Origin of the sequence: Streptomyces sp. NPDC059008, from assembly GCF_042749045.1 — a bacterium.
GTDB lineage: Bacteria > Actinomycetota > Actinomycetes > Streptomycetales > Streptomycetaceae > Streptomyces.
In genome coordinates this window covers 158,245-178,627 of record NZ_JBHYJC010000010.1, presented here as the reverse complement: position 1 = coordinate 178,627, position 20,383 = coordinate 158,245, and the positions used below count along the sequence as shown (strand labels likewise).

The following is a 20,383-nucleotide window of genomic DNA, read 5'->3' as shown; positions in this document are numbered from 1 at the left end:
CACTTCGACACCAAGCCACCCGCGCGGCGCGGCGATCACCGTCCGCGCAGGCGCTATCGCCGGCCGCCGTGGTGGCCATATGTCCAAGCTAGCGCCGGTTCGCGTCGCGCGCTCGCCGAGTAATCAAACACAATCAATCGAACGCGAACTCGATTCCGGTGGATACTGATCGATTCCGCGCGAGAAAGCGGAAGCCTTACGCGATATATGCGCCGGGCGCCCAACTGGCGTCCGCGATTGCCTATTTCATGCACAGACAGTGACCGCTTATCCACCAAAGTTGTCCACAGCCTGTTGATAAGGCCATTCACCGCTTCGGATCAAGCCTCCGCACCGAATCCACCGCCCTCAGCAGGCCCACCACCAGCACACTCGCAGGGGAGCGCGCACCTCTAACTCCCCATCCCCATTTGCAGGCAGTCAAATCGCGCTCCGATCACCCCTCGGTAAGCTGACGGCATGACAGGACAAGTTCGAACCGTCGACGGCAGAGTTGCTGGCCGCCGCGGACAGGCGACGCGGCAAAAGCTTCTCGACTGCCTCAGTGAAATGCTCAGTTCGTCCCCCTACCGGGACGTCAAGGTCATCGATGTGGCCCGAAAAGCGGGGACTTCTCCCGCTACGTTCTATCAGTACTTCCCGGACGTCGAGGGAGCCGTCCTCGAAATCGCCGAGGAGATGGCCAAGGAAGGCGCCACTCTGACCGATCTTGTCGCCGAACGCTCCTGGGTGGGCAAGTCCGGCTGGCAGGCGGCAGAGGACCTGGTCGAGGGCTTCCTCTCCTTCTGGCGCAAGCACGACGCGATCCTCCGCGTCGTCGACCTGGGTGCGGCCGAGGGCGACAAGCGGTTCTACAAGATCCGCATGAAGATCCTCAACGCCGTCACCAACTCGCTCACGGACTCCATCCAGGAACTCCAGAGCAAGAACAAGGTCGACAAGGACGTCAGCGCGGCGGCCATGGCCGGCTCCATCGTCGCGATGCTCGCGGCGGTCGCCGGACACCAGAAGGGCTTCCAGAGCTGGGGCGTCAAACAGGCCGAGCTCAAGCCGAATCTGGCGCTGCTGGTGCACTTCGGCATCACGGGCAAGAAGCCCACCAAATGAAGCGGACCATATGAAGCGGACTTCCTAACGGATCCACCACCAGGCAACCGCACCGGCGACCAAGGGAGCGGCCAGGCAACAGCCGCGCCCCGAAGCCCCGTTGCACCCGAGCCGGTTCGCCGTCGGCCCGTATCGGTCCTGTATCCGTCCTGCCATAGCTGTAGCGCACACACAGCGGGTGCCGCCCGTCCCCCAAGGGGTACGCCGGGGCACCCGCTGTGTGTGCGTGGGAACGGTCCGCGTACGGCGGGCTCAGCGCCGCTCCAGCCGGAACAACCGGATCTCCCGCGCCACCCGCGCCTGGTACGCGGCGTACGGCGGCCAGAACGCCAGCGCCGCCCGCCACGCCCGCGCCCGCTCCTCACCCGTGAGCAACCGGGCCCGTACGGCGATGTCCTGACCCCGCCAACTCACCTCCGCCTCCGGATTCCTGAGCAGGTTCCCGGTCCAGGCCGGATGGCCCGGCCGCCCGAAATTGCTGCCGACCAGCAGCCACCCGCCGTCCTCCTGCGGCACGCAGGCCAGCGGCGTACGCCGCGGCAGCCCGCTCCTGGCGCCGGTCGCGGTCAGGATCAACCCGGGCAGCATCCTGGCGCTGAGCAGCACCTTTCCGCGGGTCAGCCGGTGCACCGCGCGGTCCAGCGCCGGGATGACGTGCGGTGCCACCCGGGCGAACGTACGGGTCGCCGAGACCCTCTGCACCAGCCGCTCACCTGCCGGCATCACGCATCGACCGCCTCTCGGGCACGGCCCGTCGCCGGCGCACCGGCCGGCCCCGCGGCCCCCGCCGGACCGCCGCCGTCCACCGCGTCCGCCCCGCCGGGGAACAGCCCCGCCTCCTCGGCGGCCCGGGCGCGCAGCCGGTGCACGGGCCCCAGCAGCAGTTCGTCGCAGGCCGCGCGCTTGAAGTACAGATGCGCCTCGTGCTCCCAGGTGAAGCCGATGCCGCCGTGCAGCTGCACCGCCTCGGCCGCCACCGCCCGCAGCGTCTCCAGCGCCTGTGCGAGGGCCAGCGCGGCCACCCCGGGCTCGGCCGTCGCGTGCGGACCGTACGGGGCGGCGGTGGGCTCCCCGGACCGTCCGCGCCCCGCCGACCACGCCGCGTAGTACACCGCCGAGCGCGCCGCCTGCAGCGACACGTACAGGTCGGCGAGCCGGTGCTGGACCGCCTGGAAGGAGCCGATCGGCCGCCCGAACTGCTCGCGCTGCCGGACGTGGGCGACGGTCCGGGCCAGCGCCGTATCGGCCGCCCCGACCGCCTCGGCGGCCAGCGCCGCGGCGGCCACCGCACCGGTCGCGGCGAGCGCCCGCGCGACCGCCGCCCCGTCGGCGCCGCCGGCCTCCTCGCCCTCCCCCGCCCCCTCGCCCAGCAACTCCGCTGGGACGTCGCGCAGTTCGACGCGCGCCTGGGGCCGGGTCTCGTCCAGCGCGGTCTGACGGGTCCGCAGCAGCCCCCGGAGGCCGGCCGGCCCGTCGTCACCTACCTGGGCGCCCGTCCGTCCGACGGCGTCCGCCCGTACGAGGAAGAGCAGGGTGCGGCTGCGCGCGAAGCCGCCGGTGTGCGCGGCGACCACCAGTACCTGCGCGGTGTGCCCGTTCAGCACCTGCCCGGCCTCCCCGTACAGCCGCCAGCCGGCGCCCGCCCCTGACCCCTCACCGCCCTTCGGCCCGGGCACCGCGCCCTGCGGTGCCACACGCCGCGCCTGGATGCCGCCGGCCCGGCCGCCACCCGCCCAGTCGCCGTCGTTGGCGCCGGTCAGGGCCAGCGCGGTGGCCAGCCGTCCGCCCGGTACGACCAGCGTCCCGGTCAGTTCCCCGGTCGCCAGAGGGGGCAGCAACTCGGCGCGCTGCCGTTCGCTGCCCAGGGCGAGGATCAGCGGGGCGGCCAGCGCCGCGGTGGCGATCAACGGCGAGGGGAGGACGGCGCGGCCGGTCTCCTCGCAGGCCAGGGCGAGTTCGGTGGGTCCGCAGCCCACCCCGGCGTACACGGCGGGCAGCGCCAGCCCGGGGAGCCCCAGCTGGGCGGCGAGTTGGCGCCACAGCTGCTCGTCGTAGCCCGGTGGGGTGCGTACCGCCGCTTTGACCTCGTCCGGGCCGCAGCGTTTGTGCAGCAGCTCGCGCAGCGTACGGCGGATCTCGTGCTGCTCCTCGGTGAACGCGGCATCCATCGGCGGGCTCCTCCCGGCCGTGCGACAACGCCCGTCCGGTCCGAACGGGCCCCGGCTTTGCGATCTGACGGAGCGTCATAGTAGGGACGGAGGGTGCAATTTCCCAGGGGATTCCCGATCCTGGGGCGCCCGAGGCGCCCTGCCCGCCCGAGCGTATCTGATGTACCGTCAGATTCATGCCTTCAGCGCCGCCCGTGCCGCCAGTGCCAGTGCCGTCAGCGACTTCAAGGGTCCCGTCGAGGCGTCGCCGGGTGGCCGTCGCCGGGGTGGCCCTCTCCGACTGCGGCCGCGTGGACCGGGCCACCCCGTACGCCCTGCATGCGCAGGCCGCCCGCCGGGCGCTGGCCGACAGCGGCCTGGACCGGTCGGTGATCGACGGCTTCGCCTCGGCCGGGCTGGGCACCCTCGCCCCCGTCGAGGTCGCCGAGTACCTGGGGCTGCGCCCCACCTGGGTCGACTCGACCTCGGTCGGCGGTGCCACCTGGGAGGTGCTGGCCGCGCACGCCGCCGACGCGATCGCCGCCGGCCAGGCCCGCGCCGTGCTCCTCGTCTACGGCTCCACCGCCCGCGCCGACATCAAGGCCCGCCGCCGCACCGCGAACCTCTCCTTCGGTGCCCGCGGCCCGCTCCAGTTCGAGGTCCCCTACGGGCACACCCTGATCGCCAAGTACGCCATGGCCGCCCGCCGCCATATGCACCAATACGGCACCACGCTGGAGCAGTTGGCCCAGATCGCGGTCCAGGCGCGTGCCAACGCGGCGGCCAACCCGGACGCCATGTACCGCGACCCGATCACCGTCGACGAGGTCCTCTCCGGCCCGATGATCGCCGACCCGTTCACCAAGCTGCACTGCTGCATCCGCTCCGACGGCGGCTGCGCGGTCCTGCTGGTCGCCGAGGACTGCGTGCCCGACCTCGCCAAGCCCCCGGTATGGGTGCTCGGTTCCGGCACCGCGGTCTCCCACACCACCATGTCCGAGTGGGACGACTTCACCGTCTCGCCCGCGGCGGTCTCCGGGCGCCTCGCCTTCGACCGCGCCGGAGTCCGCCCCGCCGAGATCGACCTCGCGCAGATCTACGACGCCTTCACCTATATGACCCTGGTGACGCTGGAGGACCTGGGCTTCTGCGCCAAGGGCGAGGGCGGCGCGTTCGTCGAGAAGGGGCGGCTGCTGCGGGACGGCGCGCTGCCGGTCAACACCGACGGCGGCGGCCTGGCCGCCTGCCACCCTGGTATGCGCGGCCTGTTCCTGCTGGTCGAGGCGGTACGCCAGCTCCGCGGGGAGGCCGGGCCCAAACGCCAGGTCCACCGGGCCGACGGCGCACTGCCGCGGCTCGCGGTCGCCTCGGGAACGGGCGGCTGGTTCTGCTCGTCGGGGACGGTGGTGCTGGGACGGGACTGACGAGGGGCGGCCGGGGCCCCGGGCTCGCACCCCGGCCCCGGCCGCCCCTGTGCCGTCAGCCCAACCGCTCCTCGATCAGGTCCGCGGCCCGGCGGGCGCCGCCCTGCGCACGGACCTCGGCCCGCAGCTCGGCCGAACGCGCGGCCACCGCCGGATCGGCCGTGAGCTCCACCAGGGCCGTACGCAACGCCTCCGCCGTGGCGTCGGCGGTGTCGATACGGCGGGCGACACCCAGCTCGACCAGCCGGTCGGCGTTGATGAACTGCTCGGCGCCCTGCGGCACCGCGATCATCGGCACCCCGGTGTACAGCCCCTCACCGCTGCCGCCCATCCCCGCATGCGTCACAAACGCGTCCGCCTGCTCCAAGACAGCCAACTGCGGCACCCACGACCGCACTTCGATGTTCGCCGGGAGCGCCGTCCCCAGCTCCGCCGGGTCGACGTACTTGCCGATCTGCAACACCACATGCCAGCCCGGCAGGTTCCCGAAGGCCGCCACGCACTGCCGGTAGAACTCCGGCTGCCGCGTGTACGCCGAGCCGAGCGAGACCAACAGCACCTTCCGCGCACCGGCCGGCCGCACCCAGCCGCCCTGCTCGGCACGGCTGCCGAGGCACGGCCCGACGAAGGTCACGACGTCGGCGTCGACCCGGTCCGCGTGCGGCTGCATGGCCCGCGGGATCAACGCCAGCGCCCGGCGCGGCCGGCCGGAGAACTCGTCCACGTCCGTGGTCACCGCACCGCTCCGGGCGAGCCAGGCGCCGAACCGGTCCTGGTACGCCCGCGCCCCCGGCAGTGCGGCGTAGGCGGCGCCGATCTCCTCCTGGGCACCCTCCCACGTCACGAACGTCGGGGAGAGCTGGACGAGGTCGCGGCCCTGCGCCTCGGCCAGGGCGCGGGCGGCGAACGAGCAGACGTCGTGGAGGTAGAGGTCGGCGGGGTCCTCGTCGTAGAAGGCCCGCAGCTGCGGCAGCATCTCGATGGCCTCGTCGAGGAAGAGCGAGCTCGCGGCGATGGGGTCCTGGGGCCAGTCGTTCTCGACGGCCGGCAGGGTGGTGGTGCAGCGCACGAACTCGGCGCCGGTGGGGGCGATCAGCGCGGCCGCGTGGTCGCTGTTGGCGTACGTGACGCGATGACCGCGGGCCACCAGCTCTTTGATGACCTCCAGGCCGGGCAGCACATGGCTGGCCATGGGCGAGCCGAGCATGGCGATATGGGCGGTACGGGACATGGGAGAGCACTTCCTTCACCACAGAATTCACGGAGGGAACACGGCATGCCCGACGGCCCGGGCGGCGGCGCGCAGCACCGACCGGAGGTCGGTGGCGCGGCGGGCACGCCTGGGTGTGCGGGCGGGGCGGACGACCGCCCTCGGCCGTGTCAGCCGTAGATCTGCTGGAAGTGGTGCATGCGGCGAGCCTAGCGAGGGACGGCGGCACGGGGCGAACGGTTTTTCGGGCGCCTATACAAGCGTCATAGACAAGCGTTTAAGACGCTCGTATAGTCGAACCGTCGGTCGGCCAGCCCGCCACGACCGAGCGCCGCGACGCGCGACGCAGCCCGCCCCCCAGCACCACCCGCCCCACACCCGAAGGGACCCCGCCATGCCCGGAACCGCCCCGCACGCCCGCATCAGCGCCCGCCCCCGCACCGCGCCCCGCACCGTGCTGATCTCCGGCGCGAGCATCGCCGGCCCGGCGCTCGCCTACTGGCTGCACCGCCACGGCTTCGCGGTGACCGTCGTCGAGCGCGCCCCCGCACTGCGGACCGGCGGCTACAAGGTCGACATCCGGGGCGCCGCGATCGAGGTCGTCGAGCGGATGGGCATCCTGGAGGACATCCGGCGCGCCAGTACGGACATGCAGACCGGCGCGTACGTGGACGACGCCGGCAAGCGGATCGCCACCCTCCCGGCCGACATCTTCGGCGCGCGGGTCGATCGCGACGACGAGATCATGCGCGGCGAACTGGCCCGCATCCTCTACGAGCGCACCCGCTCCGACGTCGAGTACCTCTTCGGCGACTCGATCACCTCGCTCACCCCCGTCGCGCCCCCGGCCGCGAGCACCTCCGGCGCACCGCGCCCGGCCGACCACGCGGACACCGCGCCGGAAGGCGTCGACGTCACCTTCGAGCACGGCGCCCCGCGCCGCTTCGACCTCGTCGTCGGCGCCGACGGCCTGCACTCGACCGTCCGGCGCCTGGCCTTCGGCCCGGAGGAGCGGTTCGTACGGCACCTCGGCGCGTATATCTCGGCCTTCTCCATGCCGAACGCACTCGGCCTGGACCGCGAGGAGTTGTACCACGCCGTACCCGGCAGGCTGATCTGCGCCTACAGCTCCGCCGGCGATCCGCGGGCCACCGGTCTGCTGGTCTTCCGCTCGCCCCGCCTGACCTACGACCACCGCGACCGCACCGCGCAACTGGCGCTGCTCCAGGGCGCGTTCGAGGGCGTCGGCTGGCAGGTCCCACGGCTCCTGGAAGCGGCCCGCGAGGCGGACGACCTCTACTTCGACGGGCTGCAGCTGGTCGAGATGGACCGCTGGTCGCGCGGGCGGGTGGTGCTGCTCGGCGATGCCGCGCACTGCGCCTCGCCGGCGTCGGGGCAGGGCACGGGGATGGCGCTGGTCGGCGCGTACGTGCTGGCCGGGGAGCTGGCGGCCGGAGGGGACCCGGAGGCGGCCTTCGCGCGCTACGAGCGGGAGATGCGCGGCTATGTCGCGGTCAATCACGCGCTCGCGCGGAAGTTCGCGAGGGAGATGACGGCGGACACCCGGGGGCAGATCCGCCTCCGGCATCTGATGCTGCGGATCCTGCCGTACATGCCGTGGAAGAACGTCGTGGCGAGGAAGATCGCGGAGGATGTGCAGCGGGGCGCCCGTGCGATCACGCTCAAGGACCATCCGCTGCCCGGCCGGGGGCGGGTTCCGGCACGGGCGGCGGCCGATCCCGTACCGGCCGCCGCGGACCGCACGTACGCTGCCTAGCATGAGCGATCACCCCGCGCACGAGGACACAGCGGACGCCGTCCCCGCCGACCCCGCGGCCCCCGTCGGCGAGGCGGACGCCGCCGCCCGCGCGTTCCGCGAGCTGCTGCGCGGGCTGCGGGTCTGGGACTGCGAACTGCCCGCGTTCGACCCGGCGGGGGCACCGGACGAGCCGCTGCCGCTGTTCCGGCAGTGGCTGCGGGAGGCCGCCGAAGCGGGCCAGCCCGAGCCGCACACGATGACCCTGGCCACCGCGGACGCGGCCGGCGCCCCCTCCGTACGGACCCTGATGCTGCACGACGCCGATGAGCGCGGCTGGCACTTCGCCTCGCACCGCGGCAGCCGCAAGGGCCGCGAACTGGCGGCCCGGCCGCGGGCGGCGCTCGGCTTCTACTGGCCGGCGGTCGGCCGTCAAGTGCGGGTCAGCGGGCCGGTGACCGAGGCGGGGCCCGAGGAGAGCGCGGCCGATCTGCACCGCCGCTCCACGGGGGCGCTGGCCGCGGCGCTGGTCGGCCGGCAGAGCGAGGTGCTGGGCTCGGTCGAGGAGCTGGCCTGCGCCTCGGAGGCCGCCTGGGAGCGTGCCCAGCGGGAACCGGACGCGGCGGTGCCCAGCTGGACGCTGTACGTGCTGCACCCCGAGGAGGTCGAGTTCTTCCAGGGCGACGCACGGCGCCGGCACGTACGCCTCAACTACCGCTACGAGGGTGGTCGTTGGGCCAAGGAGCTGCTCTGGCCGTAACGTCGCGCCGAGAGCGCTTGCCTCCGCTCCTTGTACACCCCTCCCCCCGTGGTCACCTCACAGGCGCCGATACATGATGTGCAGCCCCACATACCCCTTGGTGGGGTGCCAGAAGCCCTCGGGGAGGGTGGCCATGATCTCGAAGCCCAGGGACTTCCAGAGGGCGACGGCGCCGGTGTTGGTCTCCACGACAGCGTTGAACTGCATCGCCCGATAGCCCTCGGCGCGGGCCCAGGCCAGTACGTGCTCCCCCAGCGCCCGCCCGACGCCGCGTCCGCCGTACCGCGGATCGACCATGAAGCTGGCGCTGGCGATGTGTGAGGAGCCGCCCATGTGGTTGGGGTTCATCTTGGCCGTGCCCAGTACCGTCCCGGAGTCGTCGACGGCGACGACCGTGCGGCCGGGCGGCTCCAGCAGCCACATCTCCCGGCCCGTCGCCTCGTCGAGGTCGCGCGGGTAGGTGTAGGTCTCGCCGGCCGCCACGATGGTGTGGAGGAAGGGCCAGATGGCGGGCCAGTCGGCCGCGGTCGCCTCACGGATCAGCATGGCCCCAGCATGACGCGGCCCCCGGCCGGGCCGCCACCGGATTCGTCCCGGCCCCGCCGGGCCCCGCTGCGGGCCCGGCCGGGGTCACACGGGACGGAAGACGGGCACGGCGAGACCGCCGGCCGCACCGGCGCCGTCCCCGGCAGCCGCCCCCACCCGACGGAACCGCACCAGGAGCGGCATCCCCATCCGCAGCTCCGCCTCCCGGCAGTCGACGATCTCGGTCATCATCCGCGGCCCCTCGGCCAGATCGACCACGGCCGCGACGTACGGCACCCGGTCGCCGAACGGCGGGAGGTCGTTGCGGTGCACGACGGACCAGGTGTAGAGCGTGGCGCGCCCGCCGGCCGGCTCCCAGTCGACGTCCTCGCTCCAGCAGTACGGACAGAACTCGCGCGGGTAGTGGTGGGCCGCACCGCACCCCTCGGCCCGGCAGCGCCGCAGCAGCAGCCGTCCCTCGGCCGCCGCCTCCCAGTAGGGCCGGGTGAAGGCGTCCACCTCCGGCAGATCGAACCTCGCCGCGCCGTGCGCCGCGTCCCGCCCGGCGCCGCGCGCACCCGCCTCCGCCGCACTCCCACCGGCACCGGCCGTCACGGGAACACCCCCACGGCCGCGTCGAGCGACCAGGTCTGCCAGCCCATGCCGAACAGGGCGACGAGGGAGATCAGGGCCATCATCGCGTTCTGTCCCTGCTCGGCCCAGTCATGGATCATCAGCACCAGGTAGAGCAGGTTGAGCACCAGGCCGCCCACCAGCGCGACCGGCGTGAGGAAGCCGAGGACGAGGCCGAGCCCCAGCGCCAGCTCGGCGTAGACCACGACATACGCCATCGCCTTGGGGCGGGGCCGTACGACCTTGTCGAAGCCGGTGCGCACCGCACTCCAGCGGTGCTTGCCGGCCACCTCCGCCGCCCAGGCGATGCCCGTACCGCGCTCGAACCAGCCCTTCTTGTCCTTGTGGCGCCAGCTCTCCAGCCACCACAGGCCGAGGCCGATGCGGAGCACGGCCAGCCACTCCGCCCCGCCGAGCCAGATCGTCTGCATCCCGCACACCCCTCCCCAATTCTGACGGTACGTCAGTTCAGCCCATGGGCCGCGCCCGCGCAAGGGGTCCCACGCGATCCGGCCCGGCGCCGCGACCGCCCGAGCTTTCCCGCGCAGCCCCATTCCTGACGCAGCGTCAGTTCAGTAACCTGACTAACTGTCAGGTAATGCAGCCGATACCACCAGGTAACTGAGAGCCGTCACACAGGAGCGGGCGTCTGCGATGCTTGGATCGACTCACGGCAGCCTCACCACGCACTCCCGGCCGGCCCGCGTCGTGGCCTGTGGGGAGCAACCACCACACACCGTCCACGGCACGAGCGCACCGCATCGCGGCGGCGACGGGCCGGACACCGGGGCCGCGGTCGACCGGGATGTCAGCGGCCGTCCGCTGCACGCTCCGGTGCCCGACCTGGACCGGTTCTTCCGACCCGAGTCGGTGGCCGTGATCGGCGCCTCGGACACCGAAGGCCGCCCCAACACCGGCATCACCCGCCAGCTGATCGCCTGGGCGGAGCGGGTCGGCGCCCGGCTCCACCCCGTCAATCCGGGGCGGACGCAGGTCTTCGGGCGGCCCTGCTGCGCCTCCGTCGCCGCGCTGCCCGAACCCGTCGACCTCGCCGTACTGCTGGTCGGCGATCCGCTGCCGCTCATCGAGCAACTCGCCGAGGCCAAGGTGAAGTTCGCGGTGGCCTTCGCCTCCGGCTTCGCCGAGACCGGAGAGCGGGGCGCGGCCGCCCAGGCCCGGCTCGCCGAGGCCGTCGAACGCTCCGGGCTGCGGCTGCTCGGCCCGAACACCAACCTCAACGCCTTCGAGGAGTTCCGCGCGGACCTCGACGGCCCGGCCATCGCCCTGATCACCCAGTCGGGCCACCAGGGGCGGCCCGTCTTCACGCTCCAGGAACTGGGCATCCGCCTCTCCCACTGGGCCCCCACCGGCAACGAGGCCGATCTGGAGACCGCCGACTTCCTCTCCTACTTCGCCACCCGTCCCGAGGTCGGCGCCATCGCCGCATACGTGGAAGGCCTCAAGGACGGGCGCAGCTTCCTGCTCGCCGCCGACCGCGCGGCCCGCAACAAGGTCCCGGTCGTCGCCGTCAAGGTCGGCCGCACCGAGACCGGCGCCCGGACGGCCGCCTCGCACACCGGCAAACTCACCGGCGCGGACGAGGTCGTGGACGCCGCGATGCGGCAGTTCGGCGTGATCCGGGTCGACGGGCTGGACGAGCTGCAGGACACCGCGGCGCTGCTGGCGCGCGCCAGGAAGCCGGCCGCCGAGGGCATCGCCGTCTATTCGATCTCCGGCGGCACCGGCGCCCACTTCTCCGACCTGGCGACCGCGGCGGGGCTGCGGCTGCCCACCCTGGACGCCGCCAAGCAGGCCGAACTGCACCAGTGGATACCGGACTACCTCAACGTCGCCAATCCGATCGACAACGGCGGGCACCCCGTGGGCGACTGGCGCGGCCGCAAGATCATCGACGCGATCCTGGCCGACCCGTCCGTCGGCGTACTGATCTGCCCGATCACCGGCCCCTTCCCGCCGATGAGCGACCGGCTCGCCCAGGACCTCGTGGACGCGGCGGAGCGGACGGACAAGCTGGTGTGTGTGGTGTGGGGCTCGCCGGTGGGCACGGAGGACGCCTACCGCAGCACCCTGCTCGGCTCCTCGCGGGTGGCGACCTTCCGCACCTTCGCCAACTGCATCACGGCCGTCCGCGCCTACCTCGACCACCACCGCTTCGCCGCCTCCTACCGCTCCCCCTTCGACGACGCGCCGCGCGCGGTGTCCCCCTCCGCGCGCAAGGCGCAGGCACTGATGCGCCCGGGCCAGCAGCTCAGCGAACACGCGGCGAAGCAGCTGCTGCGCGCCTACGGCATCCGGGTCCCGCGCGAGCAGCTGGTGACCAGCGCGGCGGCGGCCGTACGGGCGGCGAGCCTGGTCGGCTACCCCGTCGTGATGAAGGCCTCCGGGCCGCAGCTGGCGCACAAGAGCGAACTCGGTCTGGTCAAGGTCGCGCTGACCTCGGCCAGCCAGGTCCGCGACGCCTACCGCGAGCTGACCGACATCGCCCGCTACGAGGACCTCCCGCTGGACGGTGTGCTGGTCTGCCAGATGATCGAGCGCGGCGTCGAGATGGTCGTCGGCGTCACCCACGACAGCCTCTTCGGGCCGACCGTGACCGTCGGCCTGGGCGGCGTGCTCGTGGAGGTGCTGCGGGACGTCGCGGTGGGCGTGCCGCCCTTCGGGGAGGACCAGGCCCGCGCGATGCTCGGCGAACTGCGCGGCCGCGCCCTGCTGGACGGCGTGCGCGGCGCACCGCCCGCGGACATCGACGCGCTCGTCGAGGTCGTGCTGCGGGTGCAGCGGATGGCCCTCGAAACGGCCGGCGAGCTGGCCGAGTTGGACATCAACCCGCTGGTGGTCCTGCCACGCGGGCAGGGCGCGGTGGCCCTCGACGCGCTCGCCGTCTGCCACTGACCGCGCCCGCCCCGGTCCGCGCACCGCCGCCCGCACCGCCGACCGCCCGAGCAGCCGCACGCCCGACAGCCGTAAGCATCCCGACCGCAGCCTTTGGAGCCGCTCCCCCATGACGTCCTCCCCCTCCCCCGCTTCCCCTCCCCCCGCCGGGCCGGCCGCCGGCGGCGACGACGGACCCGTCGGCCGCACCGCCGACCCCGTCGACTCATGGGTACTGCACGCCACTGACAACGGCGTCTCGTGGATCACCCTCAACCGCCCCGAAGCCCTCAACGCCCTCACCTGGGACCAGCGCGAACGCATCATCGGCCGGCTCGCCGACGCCTCGGCCGACCCGGACGTACGGGCCGTCGTGATCACCGCGACCGGCAAGGGCTTCTGCGCCGGCGCGGATCTGCGCGGCTCGGCGCCCGCGGGCGAACGGGTCGCCGGCGACGTCGCCCGGATGATCCGACGCGGCGCCCAGCGGTTCATCGGTGCGGTGCTGGACTGCGAGAAGCCGGTGATCGCTGCGGTCAACGGCACCGCGGCCGGGATCGGCGCCCACCTCGCGTTCGCCTGCGACCTGGTGCTGGCGGCCGAATCGGCCCGTTTCATCGAGGTGTTCGTCCGGCGCGGACTGGTCCCGGACGGCGGCGGCGCCTACCTCCTGCCGCGGCTGATCGGCCCGCAACGCGCCAAGGAGCTGATGTTCTTCGGGGACGCCGTGCCGGCCGCCGAGGCGGAGCGGCTGGGGCTGGTGAACCGGGTCGTCGCGGACGGCGAGCTGGCGAAGACGGCCCGGGAGTGGGCCGAGCGGCTGGCGGCCGGCCCGACCCGGGCGCTGTCCCTGACCAAGCAGCTGGTCAACGCCTCCTTCGAGACCGACCGGGCCGCGTCGTTCGCCGCCGAGGCCGCCGCCCAGGAGATCACCATGACGACGGCGGACGCCCAGGAAGGCGTCGCCGCCTTCGTGGAGCGGCGCGGCCCGTCCTACCGGGGCCGGTGACGCCCGCCGGGAGCACGCCGGGCCTACCTCACCTCCGCCGGGCACACCGGCACCTCACGCGTGTTGCGCGTGCGCACCCCCGGCAGCCACCCCTGCGCCCCCTGCCCGCTGGTGACCCGATACCAGCGGGTGGAGGTGATGCCGGCTTCGTCGCGGACCATGCGGCCGTCGGTGACGACGCAGCGGGCGGCCAGGTCGTCGCCGTGCCAGACCCGGCCGGCGGAGTTGTCGCGCGCCGCGTAGGGGGCGTACGGGTCCCTGGCCAGCCGTAGCGCGCACTCCATCAGGCGGCCCGTCCGGCAGGCCTTCTCGCTGTTGTGGACCGTGATCTTCACCGTTCGGGGCGGCCCCGCCGGCCGCAGGTCGACCGGCCCGGGGCGCACCAGCCACCACACCCCCAGCGCCACCGCGGCCACCGCCGCGGCCACCACCAGCGCGACCGCGTAGGGGCGTCGGCGGGGCAGCGCGACCACGGCGGGCGACGGTTCGCGGCCGGTCTCCTGGATGCGGTTCCACAGGCCCGGCGGTGTCTCGATCTGCTCGTCCGCCAGCCGCAGCCGGGCGCGCAGCAGCGCCTCCGCGTCGTCGCCTGCGCCGTCGCCCCGGCCGCCGCCGGGGCCCGGGCCGCCGCCCGCACCGCCGACGCCGCCGTCGAACCGTGGCCCCACACCCACCGTGCCGCTCACCTCCCGGCCTGCCCGTGCTCCGATTCAACGAGGTAGGCGCGCAGCCTGTCCAGGGCGCGGGCGCGATGCCGGGCGGCGGTACCGCGATGCACCTTCATGATCTTGGCGGCCTGGTCGATGGTGTAGCCGTCGAGGTCGACGAGGATGACGATGCCGGCCTGACGGTGCGACAACCGCCCCAACAGGCGCACCGCTTCGATCTCGGCGTGCCGCCGCTCCACCCCGCCGTCCCAGCCGCCGGACGCACCGGTTCCGGCCGCGGCGCCGTCCGCCCCCGCCTCCTCCACCCCCTCCAGACCGTCGACCAGCACCTGCCGCCGGTCCTTGCGGTAGGCGTCGCGGGCGACGTTCAACACGGCGGTGAAGGCGTAGGCGTACGGCTCCGGATGGGCGAGGAAGCGGTGCGGGCGGGCGGCGAGTCTGAGGTAGGCCTCATGCACCACGTCCTCCGCTGACTGTCGGGAACCGGCCAGCATCACCGCTCTTCGGTAGAGGCGGGGCAGCAGCCCGCAGAAGACCTCGTCGAAGGTGGGTGACGCGGCAGACGAAGCTGACGACGGTGTCGCATCGGCCATGTACCGGAACTCTCCCCCGTGCTCGGCTACGGACGCGGCCGAGGTGGACGCTACCCATGCGGGCGACGCACATTCAGCATTCCGCTACCCAATCTCCCGCGAATCCACCGAAGATCGCCCCGACCGCTCGGCAAACCACACGTCCGGGTGGCCGTCGCCGCCTCCGCCTTCACAACTGACGCTCCATCAGATTCAATGAAGGCATGATGGGACACGCTGGAATGGCGGCCACGGCCGTGCGGTATCTGCGCTCCGTCGGCGCACCGACCACGGCCCCCTCGCCCGCGCCCGCCGCACCCCACCCGCGGCCCGCGCTGCGCGCCGTACGCGAGGACGAGCGCGCCCCGCTGGACGCGGCCGAATTCCGCTCCGTGCTGGGGCACTTCGCCAGCGGCGTCACGGTCGTCACCGCCCCCTCGGAGCCCGGCCCGGCCGGCTTCGCCTGCCAGTCCTTCGCCTCCCTCTCCCTGGACCCGCCGCTGGTGACGTTCATGGTGGCGCGTACGTCGACGACCTGGCCGCGGATCGCCCGCGCCGGGGTGTTCTGCGTCAACGTCCTCGGCGCCGGCCAGGGCGGGCTGTGCCGCGCCTTCGCGGTCAGCGGCGCCGACAAGTTCGCCGGTGTCCCCTACGGGCCGGCCCCCGCGACCGGCTCGCCCCGGCTCGCGGGCGTCCCCGCCTGGATCGACTGCACGATCCACGCGGTGCACACCGGCGGCGACCACCTGATCGTCGTCGGCCGCGTCGAAGCCCTCGGCACGGACCCCGACGCGGCCGAAGCCGGTCCGCTCCTCTTCCACCGGGGCGGGTTCGGGCACTTCAGCCCCTGAGTGCCCGGCCCGGTCACTTCCGCGTCAGCACGTGCCGGTGCCATGCGTCGGGGTCGCCCAGGAAGTAGTAGAGGGTGGGCCGCTCCTCGGTACCGCCGATGTACCACTGCCCCCGGCAGTCGCCGGCGACGTCCACCCGCAGTTCCTCCTTGCCCATGAACCGCTCCAGCTCCCATGTGCCGACGCCCGCGCAGCGGTCCTTCGGCCGGCTCATGCGCTGGGCCGACGCCACCCCGTCGGAGCGCAGGACGAGAGTGCCGCCGCCGTCGTCCTTCCAGACGCCCACCAGCTCGGCCCGGCCCAGCCGCGGCGGCTCGTACGCCGGCAGCAGCCCGGTCGCCATGCCGGCCACGCCCAGGCACCCCAGCGCGAAAGCGGTCAGCAGACCGCCGCCCGCGACGACGACGGTCAGCCGTACGGTGCGCCGGGCCCCGGTGCCCCTGGTGGCGATGTCGGCCACCAGGGCGGCGGGTACGGCGGCCGTGGCCAGCGCCGCCCAGCACGCCAGATAGAACGCCGGCGGCCCCACGGAGCGGGTGAGCAGCGCGAGGAGCACCCCGTGCGCGAGGGTCGCCGCGGCCGCCGAAACGGGCGCGGCAGCCACCGTCCACCACCACCCCGTCCGCCCCTGCCGCCCGGTCCGGCGCGCCGCCCACCGCGCCAGCGTCAGCGTGGGCAGCACCAGAGTGGCCGTCAGGACCAAGCCGGGGAGCGCGCCGAGGACGAGGGCGACCGGGGCCAGGAACGCGGCCAGGAACAGATTGCCGACCGGCGCCTCCAGGGTGAAGCCGTACAGCACCAGCCCGGCCGTCGCGCAGGCCGCCTCGGCGAACAGCGCCGCCATCGAGACCACCAGGGCCCGGCCGCTCCAGACGTCGCGGAGCGACCCGCCGCCCCCTGCCGTCCGGGCCCCTCCCGCCCCGTCCCAGGTCATCGCCATCGCCCGTCTCCGTCCGCACTCGCACGCCGCACGCCCCTTACGCGTCCGACGCATCCCACGGGGATCATCCAGTGGCCGGAAATGCACCCTGACACCGGGGCCTACGCCACGGCCGGCCGCGCCTGCCCCGCCACCTCCCCCCGCCGCCGGATGACCAGGGCCATCAGGGCCGCGAGGGCGCACAGGGCGCCCGAGGCGTACCAGAGGGGGTTGTAGGTGCCGAAGACGTCGCGGACGAGGCCGCCCAGGAAGGCGATCAGGGCGGCGCCGACCTGGTGGGCTGCGAGGACCCAGCCGAACACGATCGCGCCGTCCTCGCCGTAGTGCTCGCGGCACAGGGCGATGGTCGGCGGGACGGTGGCCACCCAGTCCAGGCCGTAGAAGACGATGAAGAAGACCATCGGCGGATGGACCGTGTCGGACAGCAGCAGCGGCAGGAACATCAGGGACAGCCCGCGCAGCGCGTAGTAGACGGCCAGCAGCCGGCGGGTGTCGAAGCGGTCGGTGAACCAGCCGGAGGCGATGGTTCCGGCGATGTCGAAGACGCCGATCACGGCGAGCAGCGAGGCGGCCGCCGTCGTCGGCATGCCGTGATCGTGGGCCGCCGGCACGAAATGGGTCTTGACCAGGCCGTTCGTGGTGGCGCCGCAGATCGCGAAGGTGCCCGCGAGCAGCCAGAACGGGCCGGTGCCCGCCGCCGTGACCAGTGCCCGCAGCGCCCGCCGGGCCGCGCCCCGCTGCGGCGGCGGCTTGGGCACGAACTCCGTCGCCCCGTAGGGCGCGAGACCGACGTCCGCCGGGTGGTCGCGCAGCAGCAGCCACACCAGGGGGACGACGGCGAGCGCGGCGACCGCGACGGTCACCGCGGCCGGCCACCAGTCGTACCGGTCGACGATCCAGGCCAGCAGCGGAAGGAAGACCAGCTGGCCGGAGGCGCCGCCCGCGGTGAGGATGCCGGTGACCAGCCCGCGCCGCTCGGTGAACCAGCGGCCGGTGACCGTGGCGGCGAAGGCCAGCGCCATCGAGCCGCTGCCCAGGCCGACCAGCACGCCCCACAGGAGCACCAGTTGCCAGCTCGCCGTCATGAAGACAGTCAGGCCGGCGCCGGTCGCGATCACCGCCAGGGCGGCCGCGACCACCCGCCGGATACCGAACCGGTCCATCAGGGCGGCGGCGAACGGCGCGGTCAGCCCGTACAGCGCGAGGTTCACCGACACCGCGAAGCCGATGGTGGCGCGCGACCAGTGGAACTCCTCGTGCAGCGGGTCGATCAGCAGGCCGGGGAGGGAGGCGAAACCGGCCGCGCCGATGATGGTGAGGAAGGTGACGGCGGCGACGGACCAGGCGCGGTGCGGCCGCCGGCGCCGCGCGGGGGCGGGTGCGGGGGCACCCCCCTCGCGGGAGCCGGCCGCCCGGAGGGGGAGTTCAGGTGTCTGGGTCACCGGAGCAGCTTCGGCCGGATCATCCGTACGAACGAGTGGCCAGAAGGCCAGGGTTCGCCAGGATCGGGCCAGGGGCTGCCGCACGTGGCCCGGAGGCCGGGCGACACCCCCTAGTCGAACGTCAGCACCGCCCGCGCCACCCGGCCGCGCTGCGCGTCCTCCGCCGCCTTCGCGAAGTCCTCCACCGGATACGTCCGGGTCACCAACTCGTCGAGCAGCAGCCGCCCTTCGCGGTAGAGCCGGGCGTACAGCGCGATGTCCCGCTGGGGTCGCGACGACCCGTACCGGCAGCCCAGGATCGACTTGTCCAGATACATCGACGACACCAGGAACGAGGCCTCCGCCGAGGCCGGGGGCACACCGAGCAGCACCGCCTGGCCGTGCCGGTCGAGCAGATCGATCGCCTGCCGGATCAGCCGGGTGCTGCCCACGCACTCGAAGGCGTGGTCGGCGCCGGCCGGCAGGATCTCCTTCACCGCCGTGACGGCGTCCGCCACCGCCGAGGCATCGACGAAGTGCGTCGCCCCGAACTGCCGCGCCACCGCCTCCTTCGCCGGGTTGGCGTCCACCGCCACGATCACCGACGCCCCCGCGATCCGTGCCCCCTGCAGCACATTGAGGCCGATCCCGCCCGCCCCGATCACCACGACCGACTCCCCGCGGTCCACCCTGGCCCGGTTCAGCACCGCCCCGACGCCCGTCAGCACCCCGCATCCGATCAGCGCGGCCGACGTCGGCGGAACGTCCTCGGCGATCTTCACCGCCTGGACCGCCTTGACGACCGTGCGCTCCGCGAACGCCGAGTTCGACGCGAAGCTGAACAGCTCGGTGCCGCCCCGCCGAAACGGCTTGCGGGGCATCCCGATCGCCTGGCGGCACATCGTCGGCCGCCCGCGATCGCACTCCGCGCACGCCCCGCAGTTGGCCAGCGTCGACAGCGCGACATGGTCGCCGGGCACCACATGCCCGACGCCCGCGCCCACGGCCTCCACCACGCCCGCTCCCTCGTGCCCCAGCACCACCGGCACCGGGAAGGGGATCGTCCCGTCGACCACCGACAGATCGCTGTGGCACAGTCCGGCCGCCCGGATGCCGACCAGCACCTCGCCCGGCCCGGGATCACGCACCTGCAGATCGTCCACGACCCGGGGCCGCTCGCCGTCGAATATGACGCCCCTCATGCCCGCTCCGCCCTGGTCATTGCCCGCTCCACTCTGGTCATCGACCGCTCCACTCTGGGCAGGCCGAGCACGCGCTCGGCGATGATGTTGCGCTGGATCTCGTCCGAGCCGCCGTAGATCGTGTCGGCCCGGGTGAACAGGAACAGCCGCTGCAACGGGTCCAGTTCGTACGGCGCCCGCGCGCTCCAGTCGACCGGTCCCCGCGCGGCCGCGGCACCCTGCACCCGCATCGCCAGCTCCCCGAGCCGCCGGTGCCAGCCGCCCCACAGCAGCTTCGCCACGCTCGGCGCGCCCGCGTCCCCGGCCGCGCCCAGGGTCCGCAGCGCGTTCCACCGCATGACCCTCAACTCCGCCCACTGCGCGACGAGTTGAGCGCGCAGCACCGGGTCCGCCAGCGTCCCGCAGCGGACCGCGGCCGCGATCACCTCGGCCAGCTCCGCGGCGAACCCGATCTGCTGGACGAGCGTGGCGACCCCGCGCTCCAGCGCCAGCAGCCCCATCGCCACCCGCCAGCCGGCCCCTTCCCCGCCGACGACGTGCTCGGCCCGTGCCACCGCCCCGTCGAAGAACACCTCGTTGAACTCCGCCGTCCCCGACATCTGCCGGATCGGCCGCACCTCGACGCGCCCCGGCTGGTCCATCGGCACCAGCAGGAACGACAGCCCCCGGTGCCGCCGCTCACCCGGGTCCGTCCGCGCCAGCACGAAGCACCAGTCGGCCTCCCCGGCCAGCGACGTCCAGATCTTCTGCCCGCTGACCCGGTACGCGGCCCCGTCCCGGACCGCCGCCGTGCGCACCCCCGCCAAATCCGACCCCGCCTCCGGCTCGCTGTAGCCCTGGCACCACAGCTCCTCGCCGCGGGCGACGGCCGGCAGGAACCGCCGCCGCTGCGCCTCGTCGCCGCAGGCGAGCAGCGTCGGCGCCAGGAGGTTCTCCCCGATGTGGCCCACCCGCCCGGGCGCCGCGGCCCGCGCGTACTCCTCGGCCCACACCACCTGCTGCGTCAGGCTCGCCGCCCGGTTGCCGTAGGAACCGTGGGTGCGGTCCCACCCGATGCCGATCCATCCGCCGGCCCCGAGCTCCCGCTCCCACGCGCGGCGCGCCGCGGGTGCCTCGTGCTCGCTGCCGGGGCCGCCCCGCCCCGCCAGCGTCTCGTAGGGCCCCACGAGATGCCCCGCCAGCCAGGCGCGGGCCTCGGCCCGGAATTCCTCGTCCGCCCGCCCGAACTCAAAGTCCACGCCGACCTCCCGACGTCGAAAGCCCCGT

19 protein-coding genes are annotated in these 20,383 nt (G+C 73.6%); 7 read left to right on the top strand and 12 right to left on the bottom strand.

Annotated features, from left to right (window positions below):
* Nucleotides 1-459: 459 nt before the first annotated feature.
* Entirely contained in the window at nucleotides 460-1,107 is a 648-nt protein-coding gene (locus ACFWZH_RS15720) for a TetR family transcriptional regulator (protein ID WP_384430115.1), read from the top strand.
* A gap of 252 nt (nucleotides 1,108-1,359) precedes the next feature.
* On the opposite strand, the gene ACFWZH_RS15715 is transcribed toward ACFWZH_RS15720, so the two are convergent.
* Nucleotides 1,360-1,830, bottom strand: a complete 471-nt coding sequence (locus ACFWZH_RS15715) for a nitroreductase family deazaflavin-dependent oxidoreductase (RefSeq protein ID WP_384430112.1) — start codon at nucleotides 1,828-1,830, stop codon at nucleotides 1,360-1,362.
* A complete protein-coding gene (locus ACFWZH_RS15710; protein ID WP_384430109.1) occupies nucleotides 1,830-3,275 on the bottom strand; it encodes an acyl-CoA dehydrogenase family protein in 1,446 nt (481 codons plus the stop codon). The genes ACFWZH_RS15715 and ACFWZH_RS15710 overlap by 1 nt, the downstream gene beginning before the upstream one ends.
* A 176-nt stretch (nucleotides 3,276-3,451) precedes the next feature.
* Here ACFWZH_RS15710 and ACFWZH_RS15705 point away from each other — a divergent pair, with 176 nt between their 5' ends.
* Nucleotides 3,452-4,678: an acetyl-CoA acetyltransferase gene (locus tag ACFWZH_RS15705; protein ID WP_384430106.1), complete on the top strand. Its 1,227-nt coding sequence runs from the start codon at nucleotides 3,452-3,454 to the stop codon at nucleotides 4,676-4,678.
* A 55-nt stretch (nucleotides 4,679-4,733) separates the two neighbouring features.
* On the opposite strand, the gene ACFWZH_RS15700 is transcribed toward ACFWZH_RS15705, so the two are convergent.
* Nucleotides 4,734-5,909 (bottom strand): macrolide family glycosyltransferase, encoded by a 1,176-nt coding sequence (locus ACFWZH_RS15700; protein ID WP_384430103.1) that lies wholly within the window; start codon nucleotides 5,907-5,909, stop codon nucleotides 4,734-4,736.
* A gap of 373 nt (nucleotides 5,910-6,282) precedes the next feature.
* Here ACFWZH_RS15700 and ACFWZH_RS15695 point away from each other — a divergent pair, with 373 nt between their 5' ends.
* Together ACFWZH_RS15695 and ACFWZH_RS15690 are read left to right on the top strand one after the other, a co-directional pair.
* On the top strand, nucleotides 6,283-7,665 hold the full coding sequence (locus tag ACFWZH_RS15695) for an FAD-dependent monooxygenase (RefSeq protein ID WP_384430101.1): 1,383 nt from the start codon (nucleotides 6,283-6,285) through the stop codon (nucleotides 7,663-7,665).
* Between the two features lies 1 nt (nucleotide 7,666).
* Nucleotides 7,667-8,404, top strand: a complete 738-nt coding sequence (locus ACFWZH_RS15690; protein WP_384430098.1) for a pyridoxal 5'-phosphate synthase — start codon at nucleotides 7,667-7,669, stop codon at nucleotides 8,402-8,404.
* A 57-nt stretch (nucleotides 8,405-8,461) separates the two neighbouring features.
* On the opposite strand, the gene ACFWZH_RS15685 is transcribed toward ACFWZH_RS15690, so the two are convergent.
* The 3 genes from ACFWZH_RS15685 to ACFWZH_RS15675 form a co-directional block, all read right to left on the bottom strand.
* Nucleotides 8,462-8,950 carry a GNAT family N-acetyltransferase gene (locus ACFWZH_RS15685; protein ID WP_384430095.1) on the bottom strand — a complete coding sequence of 163 codons (489 nt, stop codon included), beginning with the start codon at nucleotides 8,948-8,950 and terminating at the stop codon, nucleotides 8,462-8,464.
* Between the two features lie 84 nt (nucleotides 8,951-9,034).
* The gene (locus ACFWZH_RS15680) at nucleotides 9,035-9,457 is read right to left on the bottom strand and encodes a Zn-ribbon domain-containing OB-fold protein (RefSeq protein ID WP_384430244.1); all 423 of its coding nucleotides are present in this window, start codon (nucleotides 9,455-9,457) and stop codon (nucleotides 9,035-9,037) included.
* Between the two features lie 83 nt (nucleotides 9,458-9,540).
* On the bottom strand, nucleotides 9,541-9,993 hold the full coding sequence (locus ACFWZH_RS15675) for a DoxX family membrane protein (RefSeq protein ID WP_384430092.1): 453 nt from the start codon (nucleotides 9,991-9,993) through the stop codon (nucleotides 9,541-9,543).
* Nucleotides 9,994-10,216: 223 nt separating this feature from the next.
* Between ACFWZH_RS15675 and ACFWZH_RS15670 the strand changes: the two genes are divergently transcribed.
* Nucleotides 10,217-12,475, top strand: coding sequence for an acetate--CoA ligase family protein (locus tag ACFWZH_RS15670; protein ID WP_384430089.1), 2,259 nt, complete (start codon nucleotides 10,217-10,219; stop codon nucleotides 12,473-12,475).
* Nucleotides 12,476-12,584: 109 nt separating this feature from the next.
* A complete protein-coding gene (locus ACFWZH_RS15665; protein WP_384430086.1) occupies nucleotides 12,585-13,463 on the top strand; it encodes an enoyl-CoA hydratase/isomerase family protein in 879 nt (292 codons plus the stop codon).
* A 23-nt stretch (nucleotides 13,464-13,486) separates the two neighbouring features.
* On the opposite strand, the gene ACFWZH_RS15660 is transcribed toward ACFWZH_RS15665, so the two are convergent.
* Together ACFWZH_RS15660 and ACFWZH_RS15655 are read right to left on the bottom strand one after the other, a co-directional pair.
* The gene (locus tag ACFWZH_RS15660; protein WP_384430084.1) at nucleotides 13,487-14,149 is read right to left on the bottom strand and encodes a hypothetical protein; all 663 of its coding nucleotides are present in this window, start codon (nucleotides 14,147-14,149) and stop codon (nucleotides 13,487-13,489) included.
* Complete coding sequence (locus tag ACFWZH_RS15655) at nucleotides 14,146-14,724, bottom strand: RNA polymerase sigma factor (protein WP_384430081.1); 579 nt, start codon at nucleotides 14,722-14,724, stop codon at nucleotides 14,146-14,148. Before ACFWZH_RS15655 ends, ACFWZH_RS15660 begins: the two co-directional genes overlap by 4 nt.
* Nucleotides 14,725-14,945: 221 nt before the next feature.
* Between ACFWZH_RS15655 and ACFWZH_RS15650 the strand changes: the two genes are divergently transcribed.
* Entirely contained in the window at nucleotides 14,946-15,554 is a 609-nt protein-coding gene (locus ACFWZH_RS15650) for a flavin reductase family protein (RefSeq protein WP_384430241.1), read from the top strand.
* A gap of 13 nt (nucleotides 15,555-15,567) precedes the next feature.
* On the opposite strand, the gene ACFWZH_RS15645 is transcribed toward ACFWZH_RS15650, so the two are convergent.
* The 4 genes from ACFWZH_RS15645 to ACFWZH_RS15630 all read right to left on the bottom strand — a co-directional run bounded on the left by ACFWZH_RS15645 (nucleotide 15,568) and on the right by ACFWZH_RS15630 (nucleotide 20,355).
* The gene (locus ACFWZH_RS15645) at nucleotides 15,568-16,494 is read right to left on the bottom strand and encodes a hypothetical protein (RefSeq protein WP_384430078.1); all 927 of its coding nucleotides are present in this window, start codon (nucleotides 16,492-16,494) and stop codon (nucleotides 15,568-15,570) included.
* Nucleotides 16,495-16,595: 101 nt separating this feature from the next.
* Entirely contained in the window at nucleotides 16,596-17,936 is a 1,341-nt protein-coding gene (locus ACFWZH_RS15640; RefSeq protein ID WP_384430076.1) for an MFS transporter, read from the bottom strand.
* 110 nt (nucleotides 17,937-18,046) lie between these two features.
* Nucleotides 18,047-19,117, bottom strand: a complete 1,071-nt coding sequence (locus tag ACFWZH_RS15635; RefSeq protein WP_384430073.1) for a Zn-dependent alcohol dehydrogenase — start codon at nucleotides 19,115-19,117, stop codon at nucleotides 18,047-18,049.
* Nucleotides 19,114-20,355, bottom strand: a complete 1,242-nt coding sequence (locus tag ACFWZH_RS15630) for an acyl-CoA dehydrogenase family protein (protein ID WP_384430070.1) — start codon at nucleotides 20,353-20,355, stop codon at nucleotides 19,114-19,116. The genes ACFWZH_RS15635 and ACFWZH_RS15630 overlap by 4 nt, the downstream gene beginning before the upstream one ends.
* Nucleotides 20,356-20,383: the final 28 nt, after the last annotated feature.

What these genes read in the sequence shown, in the direction of transcription:
- ACFWZH_RS15720 (WP_384430115.1), top strand. Translation starts at nt 460, where the DNA reads ATGACAGGACAAGTTCGAACCGTCGACGGCAGAGTTGCTGGCCGCCGC.
- ACFWZH_RS15715 (WP_384430112.1), bottom strand. Translation starts at nt 1,830, where the DNA reads ATGCCGGCAGGTGAGCGGCTGGTGCAGAGGGTCTCGGCGACCCGTACG.
- ACFWZH_RS15710 (WP_384430109.1), bottom strand. Translation starts at nt 3,275, where the DNA reads ATGGATGCCGCGTTCACCGAGGAGCAGCACGAGATCCGCCGTACGCTG.
- ACFWZH_RS15705 (WP_384430106.1), top strand. Translation starts at nt 3,452, where the DNA reads ATGCCTTCAGCGCCGCCCGTGCCGCCAGTGCCAGTGCCGTCAGCGACT.
- ACFWZH_RS15700 (WP_384430103.1), bottom strand. Translation starts at nt 5,909, where the DNA reads ATGTCCCGTACCGCCCATATCGCCATGCTCGGCTCGCCCATGGCCAGC.
- ACFWZH_RS15695 (WP_384430101.1), top strand. Translation starts at nt 6,283, where the DNA reads ATGCCCGGAACCGCCCCGCACGCCCGCATCAGCGCCCGCCCCCGCACC.
- ACFWZH_RS15690 (WP_384430098.1), top strand. Translation starts at nt 7,667, where the DNA reads ATGAGCGATCACCCCGCGCACGAGGACACAGCGGACGCCGTCCCCGCC.
- ACFWZH_RS15685 (WP_384430095.1), bottom strand. Translation starts at nt 8,950, where the DNA reads ATGCTGATCCGTGAGGCGACCGCGGCCGACTGGCCCGCCATCTGGCCC.
- ACFWZH_RS15675 (WP_384430092.1), bottom strand. Translation starts at nt 9,993, where the DNA reads ATGCAGACGATCTGGCTCGGCGGGGCGGAGTGGCTGGCCGTGCTCCGC.
- ACFWZH_RS15670 (WP_384430089.1), top strand. Translation starts at nt 10,217, where the DNA reads ATGCTTGGATCGACTCACGGCAGCCTCACCACGCACTCCCGGCCGGCC.
- ACFWZH_RS15665 (WP_384430086.1), top strand. Translation starts at nt 12,585, where the DNA reads ATGACGTCCTCCCCCTCCCCCGCTTCCCCTCCCCCCGCCGGGCCGGCC.
- ACFWZH_RS15655 (WP_384430081.1), bottom strand. Translation starts at nt 14,724, where the DNA reads ATGGCCGATGCGACACCGTCGTCAGCTTCGTCTGCCGCGTCACCCACC.
- ACFWZH_RS15650 (WP_384430241.1), top strand. Translation starts at nt 14,946, where the DNA reads ATGGCGGCCACGGCCGTGCGGTATCTGCGCTCCGTCGGCGCACCGACC.
- ACFWZH_RS15645 (WP_384430078.1), bottom strand. Translation starts at nt 16,494, where the DNA reads ATGGCGATGACCTGGGACGGGGCGGGAGGGGCCCGGACGGCAGGGGGC.
- ACFWZH_RS15635 (WP_384430073.1), bottom strand. Translation starts at nt 19,117, where the DNA reads ATGAGGGGCGTCATATTCGACGGCGAGCGGCCCCGGGTCGTGGACGAT.